Genomic DNA, 21180 nt, shown 5'->3' with positions numbered 1-21180 from the left:
CTCACGCTCCGGCGCGCCGGTGCGCGTGCGAACGTCCGGAGTCGTGCGCGCCGCTGCGCCGGATGAACGTCATCGCCCGCGTCCGCAGCCGCCAGCCGTCGCCGGTCCGCGCGTAGGTGTCGCTGTAGTAGCCGATCCGCATCTCGTGGGTGGCGTGGTCCACGAAGCAGAGCGGCTGCGTGCCGGTCGCGGTGTCGCCGTCGATGTCGACCGCCGCCGTGCCGGTGAGGAACAGGCCCTTGGGCGCCGCCTCGACCAGCTCGGGGAACTCGTCGAGCCGGTAGGTGTCGCCGAACGCGCTGTAGGTGCCGTCCGGGGTGAACACCTTCAGCAGCCCGTCGATGTCGCCCTTGGTGATGGTCACCGCGTACCGGGCGAGGAGCTGCTGGATCGCGACGTGGTCCTCGACGCTATTTGTTGACAAAGACCTTTCCGCCCTTCATCACGAACCGCACGTCCTTGGTGACGGCGATGTCCTGCAGGGGATCGCCGGGCACGGCGATGACGTCGGCGAGGAGCCCCTCGGCGAGCCGCCCCCGGTCGGTGACGTCGATCAGCTCGGCGGCCCGGACGGTCGCCGCGCGCAGCACGTCCGCCGGGGCCAGGCCGCGCTCGACCAGCGCGGTCAGCTCGAAGGCGTTGCGGCCGTGCGGGATGGCGGGGGCGTCGGTGCCGACCGCGATCTTCACCCCGGCCTTGTAGGCCGCCAGCACCGACTGCCGCGCCTTCGGGAACATCTCCGCGGCCTTCGCCTGCAGCTCGGGCGCCGCCTTCGAGACGTCCATGCCGTCGGCCAGGGCCGTGGTCGGGACGAGCCAGGTGCCGCGCTCGACCATCAGCGCGATCGTCTCGTCGTCGATGAGGAACCCGTGCTCGATGCAGTCGATGCCCGCCTCGACGGCGTTGCGCACCGCGTCCGCGCCGTGCGTGTGCGCCGCGACCCGCAGGCCGCGCCGGTGCGCCTCGTCGACGATCGCGCGCAGCTCCTCGTCGGAGTAGTGCTGCGCGCCCGGCGTGCCGGTGTGCGACATGACGCCGCCGGACACGCACACCTTGATCAGCTTCGCGCCGTGCTTGATCTGGTACCGGACGGCCCGGCGGACCTCGTCGACGCCGTTGGCGATGCCCTCCTCGACCGACAGCTGCAGGACGCCGGGCGCGAACGCCGCGAACATCGTCGGGTCCAGGTGCCCGCCGGTCGGGGTGATGGCGTGCCCGGCCGGGACGATCCGGGGCCCGTCGATCCAGCCCGCGTCGATCGCCTTGCCGAGCGCGACGTCCAGCAGGTAGCCGCCCGTCTTCACGAAGAGCCCCAGGTTGCGGACGGTCGTGAAGCCGGCCCGCAGGGTGCGGCGGGCGTTGCCGACGGCGCGCAGCATCCGCAGCGGCGGATCGTCCTGGACGGGCGAGTACTCCAGCGTCTCGCCGCGCCCGCCCATCAGGAGGTTGACCTCCATGTCCATCAGGCCGGGCAGCAGGATCGCGTCGCCGAGGTCGACGACCTCGCCCTCGGGCGGGCCCCCGACCCCGGCGATGCGGTCGCCGTCGATCCGCAGGATCCCCGGCCGGACGATCTCGCCCGCGTCGACGTCGAGGAGCCCGCCCGCTCTCAGCGTGAGCATGTCAGACCACGGGCTCCACGATGAGGTCCAGGTACGCCGCGCCGCTGTCGGGGACGCGGGGCTGCTTCCACACCTCGACGGGGAACGACACCATGATCAGCCCCTGCATGAGGTGCATCAGCGTGCGGGCGTCCTCGGGCAGGTCGTCCCACGGGTGCCGGTCGATGTAGGCGATGGCGTCCTCGAGGCGGGGGAACGCGGCGTCGTAGAACGCCTGCATCTCCTCCATCGAGCTCTCGAGGCGCTTGGCGTACCGCTCGGGTTCGGTCGCCAGGGCCCAGCCCGCGTACGGCTCGAGGTCGGCGAATTCAGCGGGCAGCGGCATCGCTGTTCTCCTTGACGTGGTCGCGGGCGATCTTGTGCAGGTGACGCAGGAGGATCTCCTGGTCGTTGAGGGGGAACTCGGTGACGGCGCGGCCCTTGAGCATGGTCTGCGTGGCCTCGAGGGTGTTGGCGTCCTGGAGCGCGTACTCCTTGAACGTGACGCCGGCGAGCTCGTGGCCGAGTCGCTCCCGGGCGTTCTTCGGCGGGACGAAGTAGAGGCTCGCCTCGAAGATGTGCCGGTCGACGGCCGTCGGCCAGTAGTGGTACGTCAGGTACCAGCCCGGCGCCCAGATCAGCAGCATGAAGTTCGGGAAGAAGACGAAGGAGTCGCTTCCCCACGCCTTGTGGCGGGCCGGGTTGAGGCTGGGCGGGAGGTCGTCGAGGCCGTCGATGTCGGGCCGGTCCCACGGGCCGAACAGCCCGCTGCGCAGCACCCGCTCGATCGGCTTGACCATCTTCGGGTCCTTGGGCGGGGACATGCCGCCCCAGGACGAGATCATCGAGTGCGGCCCGTCGAGCTTGTAGTGCAGCGCCTCGTAGCCGTAGCCGAGCAGCTTGTCGGCCTCGTCCTTGACGGCCTGCTTCTGGTGCAGGACGGGCGCGTGGTAGAACTCGGCGAACGCGTCGATGAACAGCTTCCAGTTGCTGCCGACCTCGGCCCGGTAGCTGTACACCTCGGTCATCTCGTGGAAGGGGTAGCCCTCCAGGCCCTTGGCCATCTCGCCGAGGTACTCGGCGAGCGGCGCGGCGTCCGGGTCGAGGTTGACGAAGATGAACCCCTCCCAGATCTCGCAGCGCACGGACTTGAGCCCGTAGTCGGCCTTGTCGACGTCGAAGAACTCCTCCTCCTGCTGGATGAAGGTGAGCTCTCCGGCGAGGTCGTAGCGCCAGGCGTGGTACTTGCAGGTGAACTGGCGGCAGGTGCCCTTGACCTCCTCGCCGGGGTAGTCGTTCCAGACGAGCTTGTTGCCGCGGTGCCGGCACACGTTGTGGAACGCGCGGATCTGCTTGTCCTTGCCGCGGACGATGATCAGGGAGGTGTCCGCGACGGCGAGCTCCTTGGTGAAGTAGCTCCCGACCTTGGGCACCGACTCCACCCGGCCGACGTTCAGCCACGTCCGCTTGAAGATCGCCTCACGCTCTGCTTCGTAGTGCGCGGGGTCGATGGAGTCGTTGTAGTCGACGGGTGCCGTGCCCAGCTCGGAATAGTGCTCCGTCCAGCTGCCCGCGGCGGGTTTCGGGAAGTGAGGCAAGGGTCCGACCTCTCGTGGCGTTCCTTCTCGCTGACGAGAATGACATTCTCATTTGTGGATCGTAGGTTCTCATGAGAGGCCGCGAACGTCAATCCGTCGATGCCGGCGCTCGCCGAAGTCGGGCGCCGCCCGCCCCCGGCTCCTCCGCTGAACGGTTGATTCTCGTAAAATGAGAAGATAGTTTCCGCAGCGAGAGGAAGGAAGCACCGTCATGACGTCACCAGAACCGGCGCTGCGCCCCGGGACGCAGCTCGCCAGCACCGTGTGCGCGACGAAGGTGGTGGTCGTCCGGGCTCCCGCGCAGGGCGCCCCGGTGATCGCCTGCGGCGGCAGCCCGATGGCCGCCGCGTCCGGCGGGCCCGCGAAGCCGGCGGCGCCGTCCGGCGACGCCGCGAACGCCACGCTCGTCGGCAAGCGCTACGTGGACGACGCCGGGACCGTCGAACTGCTGTGCGTGTCCTCGGGCGCGGGCGAGCTGACCTGTGACGGCGCGCCCATGACCATCAAGGCGGCCAAGCCGCTGCCCGCCTCCGACTGAAGGACCGCCCTTGCCATCGCCACAGACGCGTGCGCCGTACACGCCGCCGCAACGGACGTCAGCGCCACGATCGTCATCGCCGCACGGGCGCCCGCGGGCCGTGGAGGCCCGGTGAGCGACCTCGTCCTGATCGAGCAGCGCGGCCACGTGCGGGTGCTGACGCTGAACCGCCCCGAGGCGCGCAACGCCCTCGACCCGGCCGCGATGGAGGAGCTGTCGGCCGCGCTGCGCGCCGCCGACGACGATCCCGCCACGCGCGCGATCGTCCTGACGGGCGCGGGGACGGTGTTCTGCGCCGGGCTCGACATGAAGGCGTTCGCCCGCGGCGGCGACATCAAGGGACTCGTGTGGTTCTACCACCGCAGCGTCCCCACGCCGGTCGTCGCGGCGCTGAACGGCCCCGCGCTCGGCGGCGGCTTCGAACTGGTGCTGGCGTGCGACCTGGTCGTCGCGGCCGAGGACGCCCGGCTCGGGATGACCGAGGTCACGCGGGGGCTGTTCGCGGGCGGCGGCGGCACGACGCTCTCCCAGCGGATCCCGATGGCGCTCGCCCTGGAGATGGGCCTCACCGGCGACCCCGTCACCGCGGACACGGCCCGCGAGTACGGGCTGGTGAACCGCGTCGTCCCCGCCGAGCGCGTCCGCGCCGAGGCGCTCGCGCTGGCCGGCCGGATCGCCGAGAACGGCCCGCTCGGCGTCGCGATGACCAAGAAGCTCATGCGGCAGCGCCGCTGGTGCACGCCGGACGAGGTGAACGAGGTGTTCGGCAGCGCGGACGCCAAGGAGGGGGCCCGCGCCTTCGCCGAGGGCCGCGCGCCGCAATGGACGGGAAGGTGACCACGCGGTGGACTTCGAGCTGAACGACGAGCAGAAGCTGTTCCGGGAGACGCTCCGCGACTTCGCCGACAAGGAGATCGCGCCGGTCGCCCCCGACTGGGAGCGGACCGGCCGGTACCCCACGGAGATCGTGGAGCGGCTCCGCCAACTCGGGCTGTTCGGCCTCAACGTGCCCGAGGAGTACGGCGGCCTCGGCGCCGACCGCGTCTCCTACGCGCTCGCGTTCGAGGAGATCGCCCGCGCCTGGCTCGGCGCCGCCGGGCTGTTCGGCCCGCACTCGGTCGCCTGCGTCCTGATCGCCCGGCACGGCACCGCCGAGCAGAAGGAGCGGTACCTGCCCCGGATGGCGACCGGCGAGCTGCGGTCGGGGATCTGCCTGACCGAGCCCGGCGCCGGCACCGACCTGCAGGGCATCGCGACCACGGCCGTGCGGGACGGCGACCACTACGTGGTGACCGGCGCGAAGACGTGGATCACCAACGCGCGCGTCGCGGGCGTCCTGCCCGTCCTGGTCAAGACGGGACGGGCCGAGCGCGCCCACGAGGGGATGTCGGTGCTGCTCGTCGACACGTCCTCGCCCGGCTTCAAGATCACCCGCGACCTGCCCAAGCTCGGCTACAAGGGGCCCGAGACCTGCGAGCTCGTCCTCGACGAGGTGCGGGTGCCGGTCGCGGACCTGCTCGGCGGGGAGGAGGGACGCGGCCTGCAGCAGGTCCTCGGCGGGCTCGAGATCGGCCGGATCAACATCGCCGCGCGGGCCGTCGGCGTCGCGCAGGCCGCCTACGAGGCGGCGCTCGGCTACTCCCGGGAGCGGGAGGCGTTCGGGCGGCCGATCTCGAACTTCCAGGCCATCCAGCTGAAGCTCGCCGACATGGCCACCGAGATCCAGGCCGCGCGGCTGCTGACCTACTGGGCCGCCGACCGGGCCGAGACGACCGGCGGCCGGGTCGACATGGAGGCGGGCATGGCGAAGATGTACGCCTCCGAGGTCGCCATCCGGTGCGCGCTGGAGTCGATGCGCATCCACGGCGGCTACGGCTACTCGGCGGAGTTCGTCGTCGAGCGGCTGTACCGCGACGCGCCCCTCATGGCGATCGGCGAGGGGACGAACGACGTCCAGCGCCTGGTCATCGCGAAGGCCCTCGTGTCCGGTGGGGGACGCCTGGGCTGGTGACGACCTCGCGCGGCGCGCGCGAGGCCCCCGGACGGCGACCGTCCGGGGGCCTTCCGCGTTTCCGGCGTACGCCTCCCGGATTACGGTCGCGTGACCCTTGTCACAGCGTCGCCAACCGACCTAATGTGTGTTCAGTAGGTTTCTGGAAGGAGTCCTCCGGTTGACCGAACAACGGCCGTACGCCGCCCTCCTCGCGAAGGGAGAGGACCGCCGACAGCGGATCCTGACCGCCGCGCAGCGCCTGCTGAAGCGGCACGGATGGCGCGGTATCACGCTCGGGCGGATCGCCCGGGAGGCCGGGGTGAGCCCGGCCGGCCTGCTGCACCACTTCGAGTCCAAGGAAGCCCTGCTCCACGCCGCCGTCGACGCGCGCGACGCCTACGACGAGGCGCACGCCGACATGGACGCCGACATCATCGAGCAGCTCGAGGGAGTCGCCGAGCGGTTCCACCGGGCGCCCGACCTGATCGGCATGTTCGCCGTCCTCCTGATGGAGAACCTTGACCCCGACGATCCGCTGCACGACCGCATGTTCGGCCGCTACCGGGCCTCCGTGCGCACCATCGCCGAAGGCATCCGGCGCGGCCAGCGCGCCGGCCGGTACCGCGCCGACGTGGACGCGGACGTGAAGGCCGTGGAGATCGTCGCCTTCCTCAACGGGATAGAGACATCATGGCTGCTGGACCCTTCGATTCCGCTGACCGAGGTCTTCAAGGAGTACACCGGGTCGCTCGCCCGGCAACTCGCACCCGCCGCCGATACACCCTGAGGCACCACCTCGTCGTGATCGCCCCGAGCATGCTCGGCGGCGTGCGCTTCGCGGGCGGCTGGGTGTTCGACCGTGTCGCGGCCGGATGGGACGTCACCGTCCTCACCGCGGACGGCGCCGGCTCCCGGGCGCTGCGCATCCTCGGCGCGCGGGGCCTCGACCTGGAGATGGCCCTCAACTCCCAGGTGCGCGGCCCCCGGCCCCGGGCCCTCGCGGTGGACGCCGCGCTCTACGAGTCCGACGAGCGGATCCGGCGCAGGCTGATCGGCGTGCTCGACAGCGGCATGGAGATCCGCCTGTGGGGCGGCAGCCGGGCCGCGTACGCCGACGAGGTCCCCGGATGCGTGCAGCACCGGCTGAGCGGCGCCGCCCGCGCGTTCAAGGCGCACGCCCTCGCGGCCGCGGCGGCGTCCGCGGGAGCCCGCCCGCAGTGCGTCTCCCCGGACTGCATCACCGGCGACTGCGCCCCGGCCGGCCCCACCGGCTCCGCGTCGGCCGACCCGGCGACCCGTCCGACGGAGGTCTTCTGGTCCGCCGAGAGCCTCCGCGCGTCCGGGGCCCCGATCGCCTGACCGGCCCCGCCCGCACGTTCCCGCACGGCCCTCGCACGTCCTCCGGCGCCGCTCGCTCGTCTTCTCTGGTCCTCGCGCGTCTTCGTTCGTTCCGGTCCCGGTGCCCGTCGCGTCGGGGCCGGAACGCGGCTGGCGTAGACTGAGCGACGGTTCAATCGGCTGACGGCCGGTTCGGGGTGCGCGATGCGGCGAGGAGGGTGCGGTGACGAAGAGGGAAGCGGCCGGCGTCACGGAGGACGGGACGGCCGCCCCGGAGCGGCTCAGCCCGCGCGAGGTGCGCCGCCGGCAGCGGATCGAGCTGAGCCGGGAGCAGATGCTGGAGACGGCCGAGGAGCTGTTCGCCGAGCGCGGCTACTACGCGACCAACCTGAAGGACGTCGCGCAGCGCTGCGAGTTCTCGGTCGGTTCGATCTACTCCTTCTTCGACAGCAAGGAGGCGCTGTACCTGGCGGTCCTGATGCGGCGGGGGCCGGGACGGCTGGACGAGATGAAGCGGCTCGCCGCGGCCGCCGGATCGACCGCCGCGGAGCGCTTCGTCGCGCTGGTCACGGCGGAGCTGGAGCACCGCCGCAAGTATCCGGCGTGGGCGCAGCTGCACGCCCAGATGACCAAGGTCGGGGGCCGGGACGTCGCCGACGTCCCGCCGGACTACAAGGACTTCCACCGCGAGACGGTGCGGATCCTGGCGGGCGTCGTCGCCGACGGGCAGGCCGACGGGACGATCCGCCCCGGCGACCCGCACGCCCTCGCCCGGATGTGCAGCGCGCTCATCGACAGCTTCACGCTCATGGACCCGATGATCAGCGACGAGCCTGAGGGCATCGGCGCCGAGGAGTTCCTGACGTTCGTCCGGGAGACCTTCACCGTCGCGTGAGCCGGTGCGGTCCCGGGGCGCGGACGCGCGCGCCCCGGGACCGGCCGTCAGTCGCGGGCCATCTCCCGTTCGGCCTTCGCCCACAGCCGCCCCGCGTAGGCGTGCAGGCCCTCGCCCATCGCGCGGTTCATCCGCCCGTCGAGCGCCCGGGCGAACGAGCCCTCGAGCAGCGCCGCCAGCCGGAAGTACGCGAGCACCTGGAACCAGCGGAAACCGGACACGTCCCGGCCGGTGAGCGCCGCCCAGTGGTCGACGAGCTCGGCCCGCCGCGGCATCCCGTCCCACGGCCGCAGCTGCGGCTCGCCGCCCGGTGGGTCGCCGTCCTCGTGCCAGGCGGTGAGGATCCACGCCAGGTCGAGGACGGGGTCGCCGACGGCCGCCATCTCCCAGTCGACGATCGCGGCGAGCTCGGGGGCGCCGTGCCGGAACATCACGTTGGCGAACTGCAGGTCGCCGTGCACGATGCCGCGCGTCCAGGTGCCCGGCCGGTTGTCGTCCAGCCATGTCGCGACGACGTCGACGAGCGGCGACTCGTGCTCGGCGTAGCCGTCCGTGGCGCGGTAGCCGTGCAGCATCTTCAGGTAGCGGGAGACCTGCTTCTCCAGCCACCCGTCGGTCCTGCTGAGGTCGCCGAGGCCGATCGCGTTGGGGTCCACCGCGGCGAGGGTCGCGGCGCCGCCGACGAGCTCGAACGCCAGCTTCCGGCGCCATCCGGCGTCGGTGCCGTAGGCGCCGGGCAGCTCGCCGCGCGGCATGAACCCGTCGATCTTCTCCAGGACGGAGAACGGCGCGCCGATCACTTCGGCGTCCAGGGTGCTCGCGTGCAGCCGCGGGTGCGGGACGGGCGTGCCCGCCAGCGCGGTCAGCACGCGGCTCTCGCGGGCGAACGGCTTCGCGGCCTCCGCGCCCGCGTGCCGTCCGGGCCTGCGCAGCACCAGCTCGGTGCCGTCCGCCCGGCGCATCGTGAACAGCAGGTTCTGCGCGCCGCCCTTGAGCGGCTCCAGCGACTCGACGGGGCCGTCTCCCGGCACGTCCGCGAGGCCGGGCCACGCGTTGAGCCGCTCCAGATCGACGACGGGTTCGGCGGAGGTCGGCGACTCGGTCATCGGGCGGCTCCCGTGTCGGTCAGGCGGCCGGCGAACTTCTTGCGCGCGGCCTCGATGCGTGCGGGCAGGTGCGCGGAGCCGAACAGCCGGTCGTCCGCGGGCTCGGCGTCCTGGAGCAGGAGACGGGCGACGACGTCCTTGTGCGCCTCGGTGGGGCCGTCCGCGACGCCCAGCACCGGCCCGGCCTGCCACATCTTCGCCAGCGGCAGCTCGTTGGACACGCCGAGCGCCCCGTGCAGGTGCATGGCCCGGTAGAGGACGTCGACGAGCGTGCCGGGCGTCGCGGCCTTGACCGCGGAGATGTGCAGCCGCGCGGCCCGCGCGTCGGCCGGGTCGCCGCTCGCATCGGCCTTGTCCACCTGCCACGCCGCGTGCAGCACCTGGAGGCGGAACTGCTCGAGCCGGATCCACGTGTCGGCGAGCGTCTGCCGGACGGCCTGCTGCCGCGACAGCGGCCCGCCGCGCGTCTCGCGGCTCGCGATCCGCTCGATCATCATCTCCAGCGCGCGCCGGCACTGCCCGACCGAGCGCATCGCGTGGTGCAGGCGCCCGCCGCCGAGCCGCTTCTGCGCGATCGCGAACCCGGTGCCCGGCTCGCCGAGCAGGTTCTCGCGCGGCACCCGGCAGCCGGTGAACCGCAGGTAGCCGTGGGCGCCCTCGCCGAGGGGCTCGCCGCCGAGGCCGGTCCGGCGGACCATCTCCATCCCGGGCGTGCCGCGCGGGACGAGCAGCATCGACGACCCCCGGTGCACGGGGACGTCCGGGTCGGTGACGACCATCGCGATGACGAACGCGGCGTACGGGTAGTTCGAGGCGAACCACTTCTCGCCGTCGATCACCCACTCGTCCCCGTCGCGGACGGCCCGGCAGGTGAACGACCCCGGGTCGGCGCCGCCCGTCGGTTCCGTCATCGCGTACGTCGACACGATGCGGCCGTCCAGGAGCGGTTCGAGGAACTGCCGGCGCTGCTCCTCGTTCCCGTAGTGGGCGAGGATCTCGGCGTTGCCCGAGTCGGGCGCCTGCGTGCCGAACACCATCGGCGCCCACTGCGACCGGCCGAGGATCTCGTTGAGCAGCGCGAGCCTGACCTGTCCCATCCCCATGCCGCCCAGCTCTGGCGACAGGTGCGCCGCCCACAGCCCTCGTTCCTTCACCTGCGCCTGCAGCGGCCGGACGACCTCGCGGAAGACCTCGCTGTCACGGTCGTAGGGCTCGTCGTTGCCCGGGAAGAGCACGTCGATCGGCTCGATCTCGTCCCGGACGAACCGGTCCGCCCAGTCGAGCTTCTCCTGGAACTCGGGATCGGTGCTGAAATCCCACATGCCGTTCGTTCCTTTCGTCGGGTGTGCCGGGTCCGGCCCCGGCCTCGGGCGGGGCGCGGCCGTCACGGGATGCCGCCGTCGACCCGCAGCGTCGCGGCGGTCGTGTAGCTGGAGGCGTCGGAGATCAGGTAGAGCGCGGCGCCGACGACCTCGCGGGGACGGCCGATGCGCTGGAGCGCGTGGGGCCGCACGCCCTCGGCGAGCTCCGCCTCGTCCCAGCCGCGCGTCGCCCAGGTGGCGAAGGGCCCGGCCATCAGGGTGTTCACGCGGACCCGCGGGCCGAGCGCCTTGGCCAGGCCCTCGGTGAGGACGTTGAGGCCCGCCTTGGCCGCCGCGTACGGGACGATCGCCGGGCGCGGGCGGACCGACCCCGTGGAGCTGACGTTGACGATCGAGCCCCCGCCGGCGTCGGCCATCCGCTCCCCGGCGAGCACGGACAGCCGGAACGGCCCCTTGAGGTTGAGGTTCAGCACCGAGTCGAACATCTTCTCGGTGACGTCGGCGAGCGAGTCGTAGACCGGTGACATGCCCGCGTTGTTCACCAGCGCGTCGAGCCGGCCGAACCGGTCGTAGACGGCGTCGACCAGTCCGGGCAGCCGGTCCCAGCGCCCGATGTGGACGCCGTAGGGCAGCGCCGAGCGCCCGGTCTCCCGCTCGATCTCCGCGGCGACCGCCGTGCAGGCGTCCAGGTCGCGGCTGGCGATGACGACGTCGGCGCCGCAGCGGGCCGCGCCGAACGCCGTCTCCCGGCCCAGGCCCCGGCTGCCGCCGGTGACCAGGACGACCCTTCCGGTCAGGTCGAACAGTTCGTCCGCGAAGCCCATCCTCGTTCCCTCCGCCGGCCGCGTAGTCGCATTCTCGTTATGAAGAATGCCGTTCTTGCCAAGTTAGAGCATAACTAGCAACAGAGGGAAGGGTGGAGATCAGGGGTGCCACGAGGAGAGCGTCAGCCCGCCCAGACCTCGCGCACGTTGCCGGACGCGAGCCCCGCGAGGGCCTCCCGGAGCGGCGTGTGCAGCAGGACCAGGTCGGCGGGCGCGCCCGCGCGGACGCGGCGCGGCGCCCCGCCCGGGTCGTCGGGCGGCGCGAGGTAGGCGCGCAGCGCGGCCGCCGGGCCGATCGCCTCGCCCGCCCCGAGGACGGCGCCGGACCGGGTGCGGCGCCGGACGGCCGCGTCCATGACGGCCCACGGGTCGGCGGGCCCGTACGGGGCGTCGCTCGACAGCCCGACCGGGACGCCCACCGCGAGGAGGCCCGCGCACCGGTACAGGTCCGGACGGTCGGCGGCGGGGACGTCGCGGAGGTAGTCGTCGCCGCGATCGGCGATGAACCCGGGCTGGGTCACCACGCGCAGCCCCCGCGCGGCCAGGTCGTCCGCCGTTTCGGCCGGGACGAGCGCGGCGTGCTCGATCCGGTCGCCCGGCCGCGTCCCCGCCTCGTCGAATGCGGCGAGCAGCAGGAACAGGGCCTCGCGGGTGACGCAGTGGACGGCGACCGCGCGCCCCGCCGCGTGCGCGCGCCCGATCCGCGCCACGAGGTCGTCCAGCGACGGCAGCCCCGAGTCCGCGAGGACGATCTTGTACGGCCCGGTGGTGACGCGCGGGTGGAGCGGCTCGGCCGGGCCCTCCGGCGGGACGCCCAGGAGGTGGACGCGCTGGGGGAGCGCGCCGTCGCGGACGGCGGCCCCGATCGCGGCGAGCGCGGTCCCGTCCAGGTCGGGGGTCGCGTCGGTGACGGCGGTGACGCCCAGGCGCAGCAGCCGCGCGCCGACCCCCGCGAGGTCGGCGGGCGGTGCGGGGGGCAGCCGGTCGCGGAGCCAGGCGTCCGCCCGCCACAGCCGTCCGGTCGGCGCGCCGTCCGCGCCGCGCTCGATGCCCGGATGGTCGCCCGCCGCGAGGTCCGCCGCGCGCACGGCGGCGGAGTTCAGCGTCCACAGCGCGCCGCCGCGGTGCTGCATCCGGACGGGACGGTCGGCGCGGAACGCGTCGAGGCCCGCGGCGTCGAGGTGCCCGGCGACGCCCTCGGCGTAGCCGGTCCCGCGGATCCAGCCGTGCGCGTCGGGCACCGCGCCGCGCAGCGCCGCGGCGAGCCCGTCCGGCGTCGTGACGTGCGGCGGCCCGCAGGGCACCGACCGTTCCGCGGCGGCCATGGCGTGCAGGTGCAGGTGGTGGTCGCACAGCCCCGGCAGCAGCGCCCCGCCGTCGCACTCGACCGTCCGCTCTCCGGCCCGCCGCGCCAGCCCGGCGCCGACCTCGGCGATCCGGCCGTCCGCGACCCGGACGTCCGCGCGCACGCGCCCGTCGACCTCCGCGTCCCGCAGCAGCACCGCCTCGCTCACGCCGCAAGCCCCCGAACCTGGAACGCGACAGCGACAACACCCACCCGCCGCCGCGCGGGCGCAGCGCGGACAGCGGTGCCGGCGAGGTCGGCTCGGTCACGAGACCGGCCTCCCGGGGTAGCGAGGCGTGATGGCGGCGTTCCGCCCATTGCCGGGGCGGCGGTGGCCGGCACGGGCGCCCCGGCGGCGGTCGAATCGGCGAACCGGTGTCCCGGGTCGCGAGGCGTGGTGTCGCGGGTTCCGGTGTTCCGTGAGGTCGGCCGGATCACGGGGTCGGGATTCCTAGTTCGCGTAGGACCTGCGCGGTGTCCTGTCCCGATTCGGGCGCGGTGCCGTCGACGCGGCGGCGGACCGGCTCGGCGACGGGCACGAGTTCGCCCGTGCCGGTGTCGATGGCCCAGCCGTCGCCGTGCCGGACGGCGACCGCGCCCGGATCCGGCTCGTCCGCGTCGAGCGTCGCGGCCACGACGTCGGACATGGCGACGTCCCACAGCACGCCCCCGCCGCCCGGCGGCGCCGAGGCGGCGAGGGCGGCGGCGGTGAGGCCGGTGAGCGGGTCGGCGATCGCGTCGCCGCAGAACAGCGGCGTCCCGTCCGGCTCGCGGCGGACCAGCCCGGACGCGGCGGCCACGTCGTCGCCGAAGCCCACGCGGTCGGCGTCCCGCCCGTACGCGGTGATCGACACCCAGGTCGTCCCGGCGGCGACGGCGGCGGCCGCGTCCAGGCCGAAGCGGGCGAGCGCGCGCGGCCGGGACGCCTCGATTACGATGTCGGCCGCGTCCACCAGCGCCGCCATGGCGTCCCGTCCCGGTGCCGTGCCGGGATCGAGGACGACCGAGCGGTGGCCCGCGTGCAGCAGCCGGTAGAACTCCGGATCGCCCCGGCGGGCGCCGTCCGGGCGCGACGGGGTCTCCACCTTCACGACGCGGGCGCCCGCGAGGCCGAGCAGGTGCGCGCACAGCGGCCCCGCCCACAGCGCGCTGAAGTCGACGACGAGCAGGCCCTCGACGGAACGCGGCGCCGCGGGCGCCGGAACACGCGGGGGGCGGCGCGCCGCCGCGACGGGCCCGGCCGCGACGCCGAGCAGTTCGGCGCGTTCCGCCAGCTCGGCGCCGGTGTGCGCGCGCAGCCACGCGGCCACGGCGGGCCACGGGTCCGGCCCGGTCTCCGCACCGATCATCGCGCCGAGCAGCGCGGGGTCGTCCGGGCGGGCGCAGGACACGGCCGCCCAGCCGTCGGCGGTCGGCAGCAGGCGGCAGGAACCGCCCGCCGAGACCGTCCCGCCGCGCCGGTGCCCGGTGAAGGCGGCGCGCTCGGCCAGCAGCCGCGGGCCGTCCACCGGCACCGGCAGCGTCTCCGCGAGTTCCCGGGCCCGCGCGGCGCCGCGTCCCGGCGGCACCAGGGGCGGGCCGTCCGGACGTCCGGTCAGCGCGACCACGCCGCTCGCCGCCCACTCGGCCTGCACGGACATGGGCCGACGATACACTCTGCGCCCCGGCGCCGATCTCGACCGGAGGGAGCCCGGTGATCGTCTCGATCGAGGACCTCGCCGACGGCGCGGCGGACGCCCCGCCGCTCGGTCCGGACGGCGCCCCGTGCGACCCCCTCGTCGCCGTCGACCTGTCGGGCGGCGGCTCGCCCGCGCTGCTCGGACGGGCGGTGCGCGCGACGCTCGACTGCGACCGCGTCCTCGTCGGGCTGGGCGACGCCGATCTCGCGCTCGTCCGGGCGCTCGACCTCACCCTCACCACCACCGGCGGTGGGCCGGAGAGCGTGACCGCCGCCGACCCGGAGGAAGGGCTCGCGGCGATCGGCCGGGCCGTCGCGGCGAACCCGCGCGCCGCGCTGGTGCTGCGCGAGGTGCTGCGGGCGACCGAGCACCTGCCCGTGCCCGCCGCCCTGGACGTCGAGTCGTACGCCTACTCCACCCTGCTCGGCGGGACGGAGTTCGCGCGGTGGCTCGCGGCCCGCGGGCCGCGCCCGCTCCCGCCGGAGGCGGCCGAGCCCGTCCTCGTCGACCGCGCGGGCGACGTCCTGCACGTCACGCTGAACCGGCCGGAGCGCCGCAACGCCTACGGGCGGCAGGTGCGCGACGCGCTCGTGGACGCCCTGCGGGTGGCGCTCTTCGACGACGGGATCGCGCGGGTCGTCCTCGACGGTGCGGGGCCCGCGTTCTGCTCCGGCGGGGACCTCGACGAGTTCGGCACCGCGCCCGATCTCGCGACCGCCCACCACGTCCGGACCCGCGCGGGCGCGGGACGCCCGCTGCACCGGCTCGCGGCCCGGGCCGAGGTCCGCGTGCACGGCGCCTGCGTGGGCGCGGGCGTCGAGCTGCCCGCGTTCGCGGGCCGCGTCGTCGCCCGTCCGGACGCCGTCTTCCGCCTGCCGGAGATCGCGATGGGGCTGATCCCGGGCGCGGGCGGGACGGTGAGCGTGCCGCGCCGGATCGGCCGGCACCGCACCCTCTACCTGGCGCTCACGGGGGAGGCGCTCGACGCGCGCACCGCCCTGGCGTGGGGGCTGGTCGACGAGATCTCCGCGTAGGGCGGCACCGGCCGACCCTCACGGAGGGTTGCTCTGGCATTGTGAGAACACTAATCTCGCTATCGAGAACATCAATGTCGGAGTGTGCTCCTCCGGCCCGACGTGGGGGTGGCGCCTGGTGGACCTGGCCTTCACCGATGACCAGGAGGTCCTGCGCGCGAGCCTCCGCGACTTCTTCGAGAGCGAGTCGCCCCCGGCCGTGGTGCGCGCCGCCGAACCGCTCGGGTTCGACGCCGACCTGTGGCGCAAGGTCGTCGAGATGGGCCTGCCCGCGATCCCCGTGCCCGCCGAGCAGGGCGGGGGCGGGGCCGGGCTGCTCGAGCTCGCCGTCGCGGCCGAGTGCCTGGGCCGGACGCTGGCGCCGGTCCCGCTGATCGAGGCCGCCGCCGCGACCCTCCTGCTGACCGAGGCGGCGCCGGACCACCCGTGGACGGCGCGCGCCGTCGCGGGCGACCTGCTGCCGACCCTCGCGCTGCGGCCGGTAAGCGGCGGCGTCGCCCGGCTCGTCCCGGCCGGCGCGGTGGCCGACGTGGTCGTCGCGCTGCGCGACGGGAAGCTGGTCGCGACCCGGACGCCCGCCCCGGACGGCGCGGCGCCGGCACGGGACCGGGCCGTCCCGAACCTCGGCGCCATGCCGGTCGCCGACCGCCCGCTGGACGAGGGCGAGACGATCGTCCTCGCGGAGGGCCCGGCCGCCGTCGCCGCGCACGCCGGCGCCGTCCGCCGCTGGGAGGCGCTGACCGGCGCCGCCCTGACCGGCCTCGCCGCCCGCGCGCTCGAACTCGGCCTCGGCTACGTGCTGGAACGCCGGGCCTTCGGCGTCCTCATCGGCGGCTTCCAGACGGTCCAGCACCGCCTGGCCGACGACGCCACGGCGCTGGAGGGCGCGCGGCTGCTCGCCTACAAGGCCGCCTGGGCGCGCGACGCCGGGACGCCGGACGCGGACGCGCTGGCGACGATGGCGCTGCTGTTCGCGGCCGAGACCGCGTACACCACCGCGGCCGACAGCCTGCACATGCACGGCGGCTACGGCTACACCCTGGAGTACGACGTGCAGCTGTACTTCCGGCGCGCCAAGGCGTGGCCGCTCGTGGCGGGCGACCGCCGCGCGGCCTACGCGAGCCTGCCGCGCCGCCTCTTCGGCGCGGCGTCCCCCACCACGGCAGGGGTGTGACGATGGACTTCCGCGAATCGGACGAACTGGCCGAGCACCGCGCGGCCGCCCGCGCCTGGGTCGAGGCGAACGTGCGCCCCGAATGGGCCGAGGAGCAGCGCCGCAGCGGCTGCCACCAGACGCCGGAGCTGCACGAGCGATTCGCCCGCGACGGCATCCTCGCCGCCGGATGGCCCGCCGAGTACGGCGGCGGAGACGTCGACCCGGACTACGCGCGCGCCGTCTTCGACGAGTGCGCCCGCGCGGGCCTGCACTTCGACGGGTGGGCGACGACGTCGATGGTGCTGCACACGATCCTGCACGTCGGGACCGAGGAGCAGAAGCGCCGGTACGTGCCGGGCGCGCTGCGCGGCGAGATCCTGATCGCGCTCGGCTACAGCGAGCCCGACTCCGGCTCGGACGTGGCCGCCGCGAAGACGACGGCCGTCCGCGACGGCGACGCGTGGGTCGTCGACGGGCAGAAGATGTTCACCAGCACCGCGCAGGTCTGCAGCCACGTGTTCGTCCTGGCCCGCACGAACCCGGACGCGCCCAAGCACGCCGGGCTGTCGCTGCTGCTGGTGCCGACGGACGACCCAGGGTTCGAGTGCCGGCCGATCCACACGCTCGGCGGCCAGGTCACCAACGCGACCTTCTACACCGGCGTGCGCGTCCCCGGGACCGCCCTGATCGGCGAGGTCGACCAGGGCTGGAACGTCATGCGGGTGGCGCTGATCTACGAGCGGGGCGTCGGCTCGCCCGCCACCGGCGGCTCCTCGGTCGCCCCGGACCTCGCCGGGTGGGCGGCCGGTACGCACCGCCCGGACGGGACGCCCGTCCTGGACGATCCGCTGGTCGCCGAGCGGATCGGGCGGATCGCCGTCGAGGAGGAGGTCTCCCGGCTCCTGGGCGTGTGGACGGAGTGGAAGGCCGCGAAGGAAGGCGTCCCGGGGCCCGAGGGGTCCATGCGGAAGCTCTTCTGGAGCGAGTCCGGCCAGCGCCACCTCGCCGACGCCCTGGACATCCTCGGCGCCGAGGGACTCCTGGCGCCGGGCGCGCCGGACGCCCCCGCCGGCGGGGCGTTCGAGCACGCGTTCCGGGCCGCCACGGTCACCACCATCTACGGCGGGGCCAGCGAGGTGCTGCGCGACATCATCGCCGAGCGCCACCTCGGCCTCCCGCGCAGCCGCCCCCAGGTCAGGCCCGCGCGGCCGCCCGCGTGAAACCGGCCCGCGCGGCACGGCGCGGGCCACCCCTTCCCACCTGCGAAGGCCGTGACCGGGCCTTCGCCCTTCGCGAACAGGAGCGGATCCGATGGCGGACGACCTCGCCGATGTCGACTTCTTCCGGGGAGACGAACTCAACGTCGACCCCTACCCCTACTTCGACGCCCTGCGCGGCAAGTGCCCGGTGCACCGCGAGCCCAACCACGGCGTGATGATGGTGACCGGGTACGACGAGGCCGTCGAGGTGCTGCACGACTCCGCGACGTTCTCCTCGTGCCTCTCGGTGACCGGCCCGTTCCCGGGCTTCCCCGTCCCGCTGGAGGGCGACGACGTCACCGCGCTGATCGAGGAGCACCGGGACAAGCTCCCGATGAGCGACCAGCTCCCCACGCTGGACCCGCCCGTCCACACCGCGCACCGCAGCCTGCTGATGAAGCTGATCACCCCGAAGCGCCTCAAGGAGAACGAGGAGCAGATGGGGCGGCTGGCCGACGAACTCCTCGACACGTGGCTCGACGGGACGGAGGGCGAGTTCATCCGCGGGTTCGCCGGGCCCTTCACCCTCCTCGTCATCGCCGACCTCCTCGGCGTCCCCGAGGAGGACCTGCCGGAGTTCCGGGAGCAGTTCAACCTGCAGGACAACACCGGCACCATCGGCAGCACCGACGACACGAGCCTCGCGCACACGCCGCTCGGCTTCCTCTACGAGCGCTTCGCCGCCTACATCGAGGACCGCCGCCGGGAGCCGCGCGGCGACGTGCTCTCCGGCATCGCCGCCGCGACGTTCCCGGACGGTTCGACGCCCACGCCCATCGAGTCGGCGCGGGTCGCCGCGAACCTGTTCGCGGCCGGTCAGGAGACGACCGTCCGCCTCCTGGGCTCCGCGCTCAAGGTGATCGCCGAACGCCCCGACGTCCAGGCGTGGCTGCGCGAGGACCGCTCGCGCATCCAGAACTTCGTCGAGGAGACGCTGCGCCACGAGAGCCCCATCAAGGGCGACTTCCGGCTGTCGCGCGTCCCCACCACGGTCGGCGGCGTCGACATCCCGGCCGGGACGACCGTCATGGTGGTGAACGGGGGAGTGAACCGCGACCCCCGCAAGTTCGAGGACCCGGAGAAGTTCGACCCGGCCCGCGCCAACGCCCGCCACCACGTGGCGTTCGGGCGCGGCATCCACACCTGCCCCGGCGCGCCGCTCGCCCGCGCCGAGGCGCGCGCCGCCATCGAGCGCATCCTGGACCGCACGTCCGACATCCGCGTCTCCGAGAAGAAGCACGGCCCCGCGGACGACCGCAGGTACAAGTACGTCCCGACCTACATCCTCCGCGGGATCACCAGCCTGTACCTGGAGTTCACGCCGAAGGAGGGCGAGACCCGATGAAGGTCACGATCGACGAGGACCGCTGCGCGGGGCACGGCGTCTGCTGCTCCACGTGCCCGGAGGTCTTCGACCTCAACGACGACGGCTACGCCGTGGTGCGCGTGCCGGAGATCCCCGCCGAACACGAGGAGCGGGTGCACGCGGCCGTCCGCAACTGCCCGGAACGCGCGATCACGGCGGAGTGACCGGCGAGCGGGCACGGTGAGGGCCCGGCTCCGGGCGCATCGGAGCCGGGCTGACGAACTCCCGTGGCGCGTGGAATCGTGGACCCGCATGACGACCAGTGCCCGGCAGCTCATCGAAGCGGCCCGCCTCGCGAGGCCCGCCACTCCGTTCGACTGGGAACGGGTCGAGCACCGGCTCGGGGCGCCCGTCCCGCAGGACTATCGCGAGCTTCTCGACGCAGGCGGCGGCGGACTCTGGCTCGACTACTTGAGGCTCCACGTCCCGGCGCCCGGCCCCGGCTTCAAGCACGTCGATCTCGAGGAATCTGGGTTGGAGTTCGAACAGCTCCAAGAGCTGTTCGAGGACGAGGTCGTGAGACCACCCGACGACCTCGCCCCTGCTTCCAGGCTGCTGCCCTGGGCCTCGACCGGCACGGGGGGCACGCTCTACTGGCAGGTCTCACCCGAGGCGGCGGCCGATCCGTACCCGATCCGGGCCTCGGACCGCAACGGCGAAGTGTGGGAGCGGTACGACCTGCTCACCACAGACCTTCTCCTGGGCATTGTCCAAGGTGAGGTGCCCGGCGAGCTGCTCAACGAGTCGTGGATGGACCGCGACGTGCTCTTCAAGCCCTACGCCGACGAGTAGCGCGACGTCCGCGCCGAACGGAACGGGCCGACCTCCTTGTGCAGAGGGACGGCCCGTTCCGTGCTCAGCGGATCCGGGAGAGGAAGGCCCTCCACTCCGCGCGGGTCAGTTCGAGGATCGGCGAGGCGGGAGCCGCCTTGGAGTCCCGGACGCCGACCGTCCCGTCGGCCGCCTGGGCGACTTCGACGCAGTGGCCGTCCGGATTGCTGTGCCGTGATTTGCGCCAGCCGTTGTAGTGCTTGGTCATGCTCACGATCCTGCCTGGTCGGCGAGCCGGTCGGCTACCCGGTTGAGGAAGGCGACGCTTTCCCCGGGAGACAGCGAGGCATTTCGGAGGCGGTCGTACATCTTGGTGTATCTCGTGAGCTCTTTGCGTTGTGTGAGGACGAGATCGGTGGTGACGGTATCGACTACCGCTGCCGGGGGGTCGCCGGCGTCCGCGAACGTGTAGAGGTAGAACGAGCACTGCGGCAGCGTGCCGCCCGGAAGTGGGGCATCGTGCGGAAGGACTCGGACGGTGATTCGCTCTTCGTTCTTTACCACTGTGGTCAGGTGCCGTATTTGCGCCGCCTTCACGTCCGGCGGCACGGCCAGTCGGTGGATGACGCACTCATCGAGGATGGTCTCGTAGGTGGGGCCGTCGGGCCGCAGTAGCTCCTGCTGCCGGTGTTCGCGTGCCTCGGCCAGCCGTTCCGGCACGTAGTCCGGTGTCCCCTGGAGTTGATCGAGTTCGATCAGTGCAGCCAGAAACTCGCGAGTCTGTAGGACTCCCGGCATCGCGGTCTGGTCGTAGCTGCGGATGGTCTGGGCGCTGCTCTCGAAGTCGGCGGCGATCTTCTGACGAGGGCCCATGGACATGCCGTAGCCGTCCCACCAGCCCCGCTGTGCCGCCTCGCGGGCGAGGCGCAGGAGCCTCTCCTGCTGCTGAGGTGTGGCCTCGTAGATGTCGAGCATGGTCATGATGTCGGCGAGTTCCGGCCGGAGTTGGGCGTTCTCCAGCCGGGTGATCTTGGACTTGGACAGGTAGATGCGCCCCGCGACTTCCTCGACGGTCACGCCGCGCTCTTCGCGCAGCTTGCGCATCTCGACGGCGAGCCGTCGGCGACGGAGGTAGGCACTCGGCATTCCCGCTCCCCCTTGAACGGATGTCGGGCCGTGACGACCTGCGATCATCACGCTGCGTACAGATCAATAACTTTGTGCATCTGGTCAAGCCTCGCAACCGGATTGGTCACGACGAGGTGACCGTCTTCGAAAAAGTCCAGGTCAGAGGGTTGTCGGGTTCGAACATCCGGGCGAGCAAGTTCTGCACATTCAAGATTTGACGCGGCGAG

The 21180-nt window shown here is 73.3% G+C and carries 23 protein-coding genes; 12 read left to right on the top strand and 11 right to left on the bottom strand.

Features of this window, described 5'->3' with window-relative positions; all coding sequences use genetic code 11:
- Position 1: 1 nt before the first annotated feature.
- Genes AB0L25_RS26305 through AB0L25_RS26290 form a run of 4 tightly spaced genes read right to left on the bottom strand, consistent with a single transcriptional unit; the run spans position 2 to position 3199 of the window.
- On the bottom strand, positions 2–424 hold the full coding sequence (locus AB0L25_RS26305; protein ID WP_500175352.1) for a nuclear transport factor 2 family protein: 423 nt from the start codon (positions 422–424) through the stop codon (positions 2–4).
- Positions 411–1622 (bottom strand): metal-dependent hydrolase family protein, encoded by a 1212-nt coding sequence (locus AB0L25_RS26300; protein WP_500175351.1) that lies wholly within the window; start codon positions 1620–1622, stop codon positions 411–413. Before AB0L25_RS26300 ends, AB0L25_RS26305 begins: the two co-directional genes overlap by 14 nt.
- A gap of 1 nt (position 1623) precedes the next feature.
- Complete coding sequence (locus AB0L25_RS26295; RefSeq protein WP_500175350.1) at positions 1624–1947, bottom strand: hypothetical protein; 324 nt, start codon at positions 1945–1947, stop codon at positions 1624–1626.
- Positions 1931–3199, bottom strand: coding sequence for an aromatic ring-hydroxylating oxygenase subunit alpha (locus AB0L25_RS26290; protein WP_500175349.1), 1269 nt, complete (start codon positions 3197–3199; stop codon positions 1931–1933). Before AB0L25_RS26290 ends, AB0L25_RS26295 begins: the two co-directional genes overlap by 17 nt.
- 211 nt (positions 3200–3410) lie before the next feature.
- Between AB0L25_RS26290 and AB0L25_RS26285 the strand changes: the two genes are divergently transcribed.
- From AB0L25_RS26285 to AB0L25_RS26260, 6 genes are all read left to right on the top strand, one after another.
- Positions 3411–3737: a hypothetical protein gene (locus tag AB0L25_RS26285; protein WP_500175348.1), complete on the top strand. Its 327-nt coding sequence runs from the start codon at positions 3411–3413 to the stop codon at positions 3735–3737.
- A 111-nt stretch (positions 3738–3848) separates the two neighbouring features.
- Positions 3849–4574 carry an enoyl-CoA hydratase-related protein gene (locus AB0L25_RS26280; protein WP_500175347.1) on the top strand — a complete coding sequence of 242 codons (726 nt, stop codon included), beginning with the start codon at positions 3849–3851 and terminating at the stop codon, positions 4572–4574.
- Between the two features lie 7 nt (positions 4575–4581).
- Positions 4582–5748, top strand: a complete 1167-nt coding sequence (locus tag AB0L25_RS26275; RefSeq protein ID WP_500175346.1) for an acyl-CoA dehydrogenase family protein — start codon at positions 4582–4584, stop codon at positions 5746–5748.
- 160 nt (positions 5749–5908) lie between these two features.
- Positions 5909–6517 carry a TetR/AcrR family transcriptional regulator gene (locus AB0L25_RS26270; RefSeq protein ID WP_500175345.1) on the top strand — a complete coding sequence of 203 codons (609 nt, stop codon included), beginning with the start codon at positions 5909–5911 and terminating at the stop codon, positions 6515–6517.
- A gap of 14 nt (positions 6518–6531) precedes the next feature.
- Positions 6532–7089 (top strand): hypothetical protein, encoded by a 558-nt coding sequence (locus tag AB0L25_RS26265; RefSeq protein WP_500175344.1) that lies wholly within the window; start codon positions 6532–6534, stop codon positions 7087–7089.
- Between the two features lie 202 nt (positions 7090–7291).
- Complete coding sequence (locus tag AB0L25_RS26260) at positions 7292–7963, top strand: TetR/AcrR family transcriptional regulator (RefSeq protein ID WP_500175343.1); 672 nt, start codon at positions 7292–7294, stop codon at positions 7961–7963.
- 47 nt (positions 7964–8010) lie between these two features.
- Here the strand turns inward: AB0L25_RS26260 and AB0L25_RS26255 are convergent, their stop codons facing one another.
- The 5 genes from AB0L25_RS26255 to AB0L25_RS26235 form a co-directional block, all read right to left on the bottom strand.
- Positions 8011–9069 (bottom strand): phosphotransferase family protein, encoded by a 1059-nt coding sequence (locus tag AB0L25_RS26255; RefSeq protein ID WP_500175342.1) that lies wholly within the window; start codon positions 9067–9069, stop codon positions 8011–8013.
- Positions 9066–10391, bottom strand: a complete 1326-nt coding sequence (locus AB0L25_RS26250) for an acyl-CoA dehydrogenase family protein (protein ID WP_500175341.1) — start codon at positions 10389–10391, stop codon at positions 9066–9068. The genes AB0L25_RS26255 and AB0L25_RS26250 overlap by 4 nt, the downstream gene beginning before the upstream one ends.
- A gap of 62 nt (positions 10392–10453) precedes the next feature.
- Positions 10454–11215: an SDR family NAD(P)-dependent oxidoreductase gene (locus AB0L25_RS26245; RefSeq protein ID WP_500175340.1), complete on the bottom strand. Its 762-nt coding sequence runs from the start codon at positions 11213–11215 to the stop codon at positions 10454–10456.
- A 122-nt stretch (positions 11216–11337) separates the two neighbouring features.
- Complete coding sequence (locus AB0L25_RS26240; protein WP_500175339.1) at positions 11338–12729, bottom strand: amidohydrolase family protein; 1392 nt, start codon at positions 12727–12729, stop codon at positions 11338–11340.
- A 265-nt stretch (positions 12730–12994) separates the two neighbouring features.
- Entirely contained in the window at positions 12995–14200 is a 1206-nt protein-coding gene (locus AB0L25_RS26235; RefSeq protein ID WP_500175338.1) for a CoA transferase, read from the bottom strand.
- A 53-nt stretch (positions 14201–14253) separates the two neighbouring features.
- Between AB0L25_RS26235 and AB0L25_RS26230 the strand changes: the two genes are divergently transcribed.
- The 6 genes from AB0L25_RS26230 to AB0L25_RS26205 all read left to right on the top strand — a co-directional run bounded on the left by AB0L25_RS26230 (position 14254) and on the right by AB0L25_RS26205 (position 19846).
- A complete protein-coding gene (locus AB0L25_RS26230; RefSeq protein WP_500175337.1) occupies positions 14254–15273 on the top strand; it encodes an enoyl-CoA hydratase/isomerase family protein in 1020 nt (339 codons plus the stop codon).
- A 118-nt stretch (positions 15274–15391) separates the two neighbouring features.
- Positions 15392–16447, top strand: a complete 1056-nt coding sequence (locus tag AB0L25_RS26225) for an acyl-CoA dehydrogenase family protein (RefSeq protein WP_500175336.1) — start codon at positions 15392–15394, stop codon at positions 16445–16447.
- A gap of 2 nt (positions 16448–16449) precedes the next feature.
- Positions 16450–17649, top strand: a complete 1200-nt coding sequence (locus AB0L25_RS26220) for an acyl-CoA dehydrogenase family protein (protein ID WP_500175335.1) — start codon at positions 16450–16452, stop codon at positions 17647–17649.
- Positions 17650–17740: 91 nt separating this feature from the next.
- Positions 17741–19033: a cytochrome P450 gene (locus AB0L25_RS26215; RefSeq protein WP_500175334.1), complete on the top strand. Its 1293-nt coding sequence runs from the start codon at positions 17741–17743 to the stop codon at positions 19031–19033.
- Positions 19030–19218: a ferredoxin gene (locus AB0L25_RS26210; protein ID WP_500175333.1), complete on the top strand. Its 189-nt coding sequence runs from the start codon at positions 19030–19032 to the stop codon at positions 19216–19218. The genes AB0L25_RS26215 and AB0L25_RS26210 overlap by 4 nt, the downstream gene beginning before the upstream one ends.
- Positions 19219–19306: 88 nt before the next feature.
- Positions 19307–19846, top strand: a complete 540-nt coding sequence (locus AB0L25_RS26205) for an SMI1/KNR4 family protein (RefSeq protein WP_500175332.1) — start codon at positions 19307–19309, stop codon at positions 19844–19846.
- 64 nt (positions 19847–19910) lie between these two features.
- Here AB0L25_RS26205 and AB0L25_RS26200 read toward each other — a convergent pair whose 3' ends face one another.
- Positions 19911–20093: a DUF397 domain-containing protein gene (locus tag AB0L25_RS26200; protein WP_500175331.1), complete on the bottom strand. Its 183-nt coding sequence runs from the start codon at positions 20091–20093 to the stop codon at positions 19911–19913.
- Positions 20094–20095: 2 nt separating this feature from the next.
- The gene (locus AB0L25_RS26195; protein WP_500175330.1) at positions 20096–20971 is read right to left on the bottom strand and encodes a helix-turn-helix domain-containing protein; all 876 of its coding nucleotides are present in this window, start codon (positions 20969–20971) and stop codon (positions 20096–20098) included.
- Positions 20972–21180: the final 209 nt, after the last annotated feature.

This window comes from Spirillospora sp. NPDC052242 (assembly GCF_040679555.1).
In the GTDB taxonomy this organism is placed as follows: domain Bacteria; phylum Actinomycetota; class Actinomycetes; order Streptosporangiales; family Streptosporangiaceae; genus Spirillospora.
The sequence above is the reverse complement of the archived record's forward strand: the minus strand, read 5'-3'. Positions and strand labels throughout refer to the sequence as shown.

What these genes read in the sequence shown, in the direction of transcription:
- AB0L25_RS26205 (WP_500175332.1), top strand. Translation starts at nt 19,307, where the DNA reads ATGACGACCAGTGCCCGGCAGCTCATCGAAGCGGCCCGCCTCGCGAGG.
- AB0L25_RS26210 (WP_500175333.1), top strand. Translation starts at nt 19,030, where the DNA reads ATGAAGGTCACGATCGACGAGGACCGCTGCGCGGGGCACGGCGTCTGC.
- AB0L25_RS26235 (WP_500175338.1), bottom strand. Translation starts at nt 14,200, where the DNA reads ATGTCCGTGCAGGCCGAGTGGGCGGCGAGCGGCGTGGTCGCGCTGACC.
- AB0L25_RS26250 (WP_500175341.1), bottom strand. Translation starts at nt 10,391, where the DNA reads ATGTGGGATTTCAGCACCGATCCCGAGTTCCAGGAGAAGCTCGACTGG.
- AB0L25_RS26245 (WP_500175340.1), bottom strand. Translation starts at nt 11,215, where the DNA reads ATGGGCTTCGCGGACGAACTGTTCGACCTGACCGGAAGGGTCGTCCTG.
- AB0L25_RS26285 (WP_500175348.1), top strand. Translation starts at nt 3,411, where the DNA reads ATGACGTCACCAGAACCGGCGCTGCGCCCCGGGACGCAGCTCGCCAGC.
- AB0L25_RS26295 (WP_500175350.1), bottom strand. Translation starts at nt 1,947, where the DNA reads ATGCCGCTGCCCGCTGAATTCGCCGACCTCGAGCCGTACGCGGGCTGG.
- AB0L25_RS26215 (WP_500175334.1), top strand. Translation starts at nt 17,741, where the DNA reads ATGGCGGACGACCTCGCCGATGTCGACTTCTTCCGGGGAGACGAACTC.
- AB0L25_RS26200 (WP_500175331.1), bottom strand. Translation starts at nt 20,093, where the DNA reads ATGACCAAGCACTACAACGGCTGGCGCAAATCACGGCACAGCAATCCG.
- AB0L25_RS26220 (WP_500175335.1), top strand. Translation starts at nt 16,450, where the DNA reads ATGGACTTCCGCGAATCGGACGAACTGGCCGAGCACCGCGCGGCCGCC.
- AB0L25_RS26255 (WP_500175342.1), bottom strand. Translation starts at nt 9,069, where the DNA reads ATGACCGAGTCGCCGACCTCCGCCGAACCCGTCGTCGATCTGGAGCGG.
- AB0L25_RS26300 (WP_500175351.1), bottom strand. Translation starts at nt 1,622, where the DNA reads ATGCTCACGCTGAGAGCGGGCGGGCTCCTCGACGTCGACGCGGGCGAG.
- AB0L25_RS26195 (WP_500175330.1), bottom strand. Translation starts at nt 20,971, where the DNA reads ATGCCGAGTGCCTACCTCCGTCGCCGACGGCTCGCCGTCGAGATGCGC.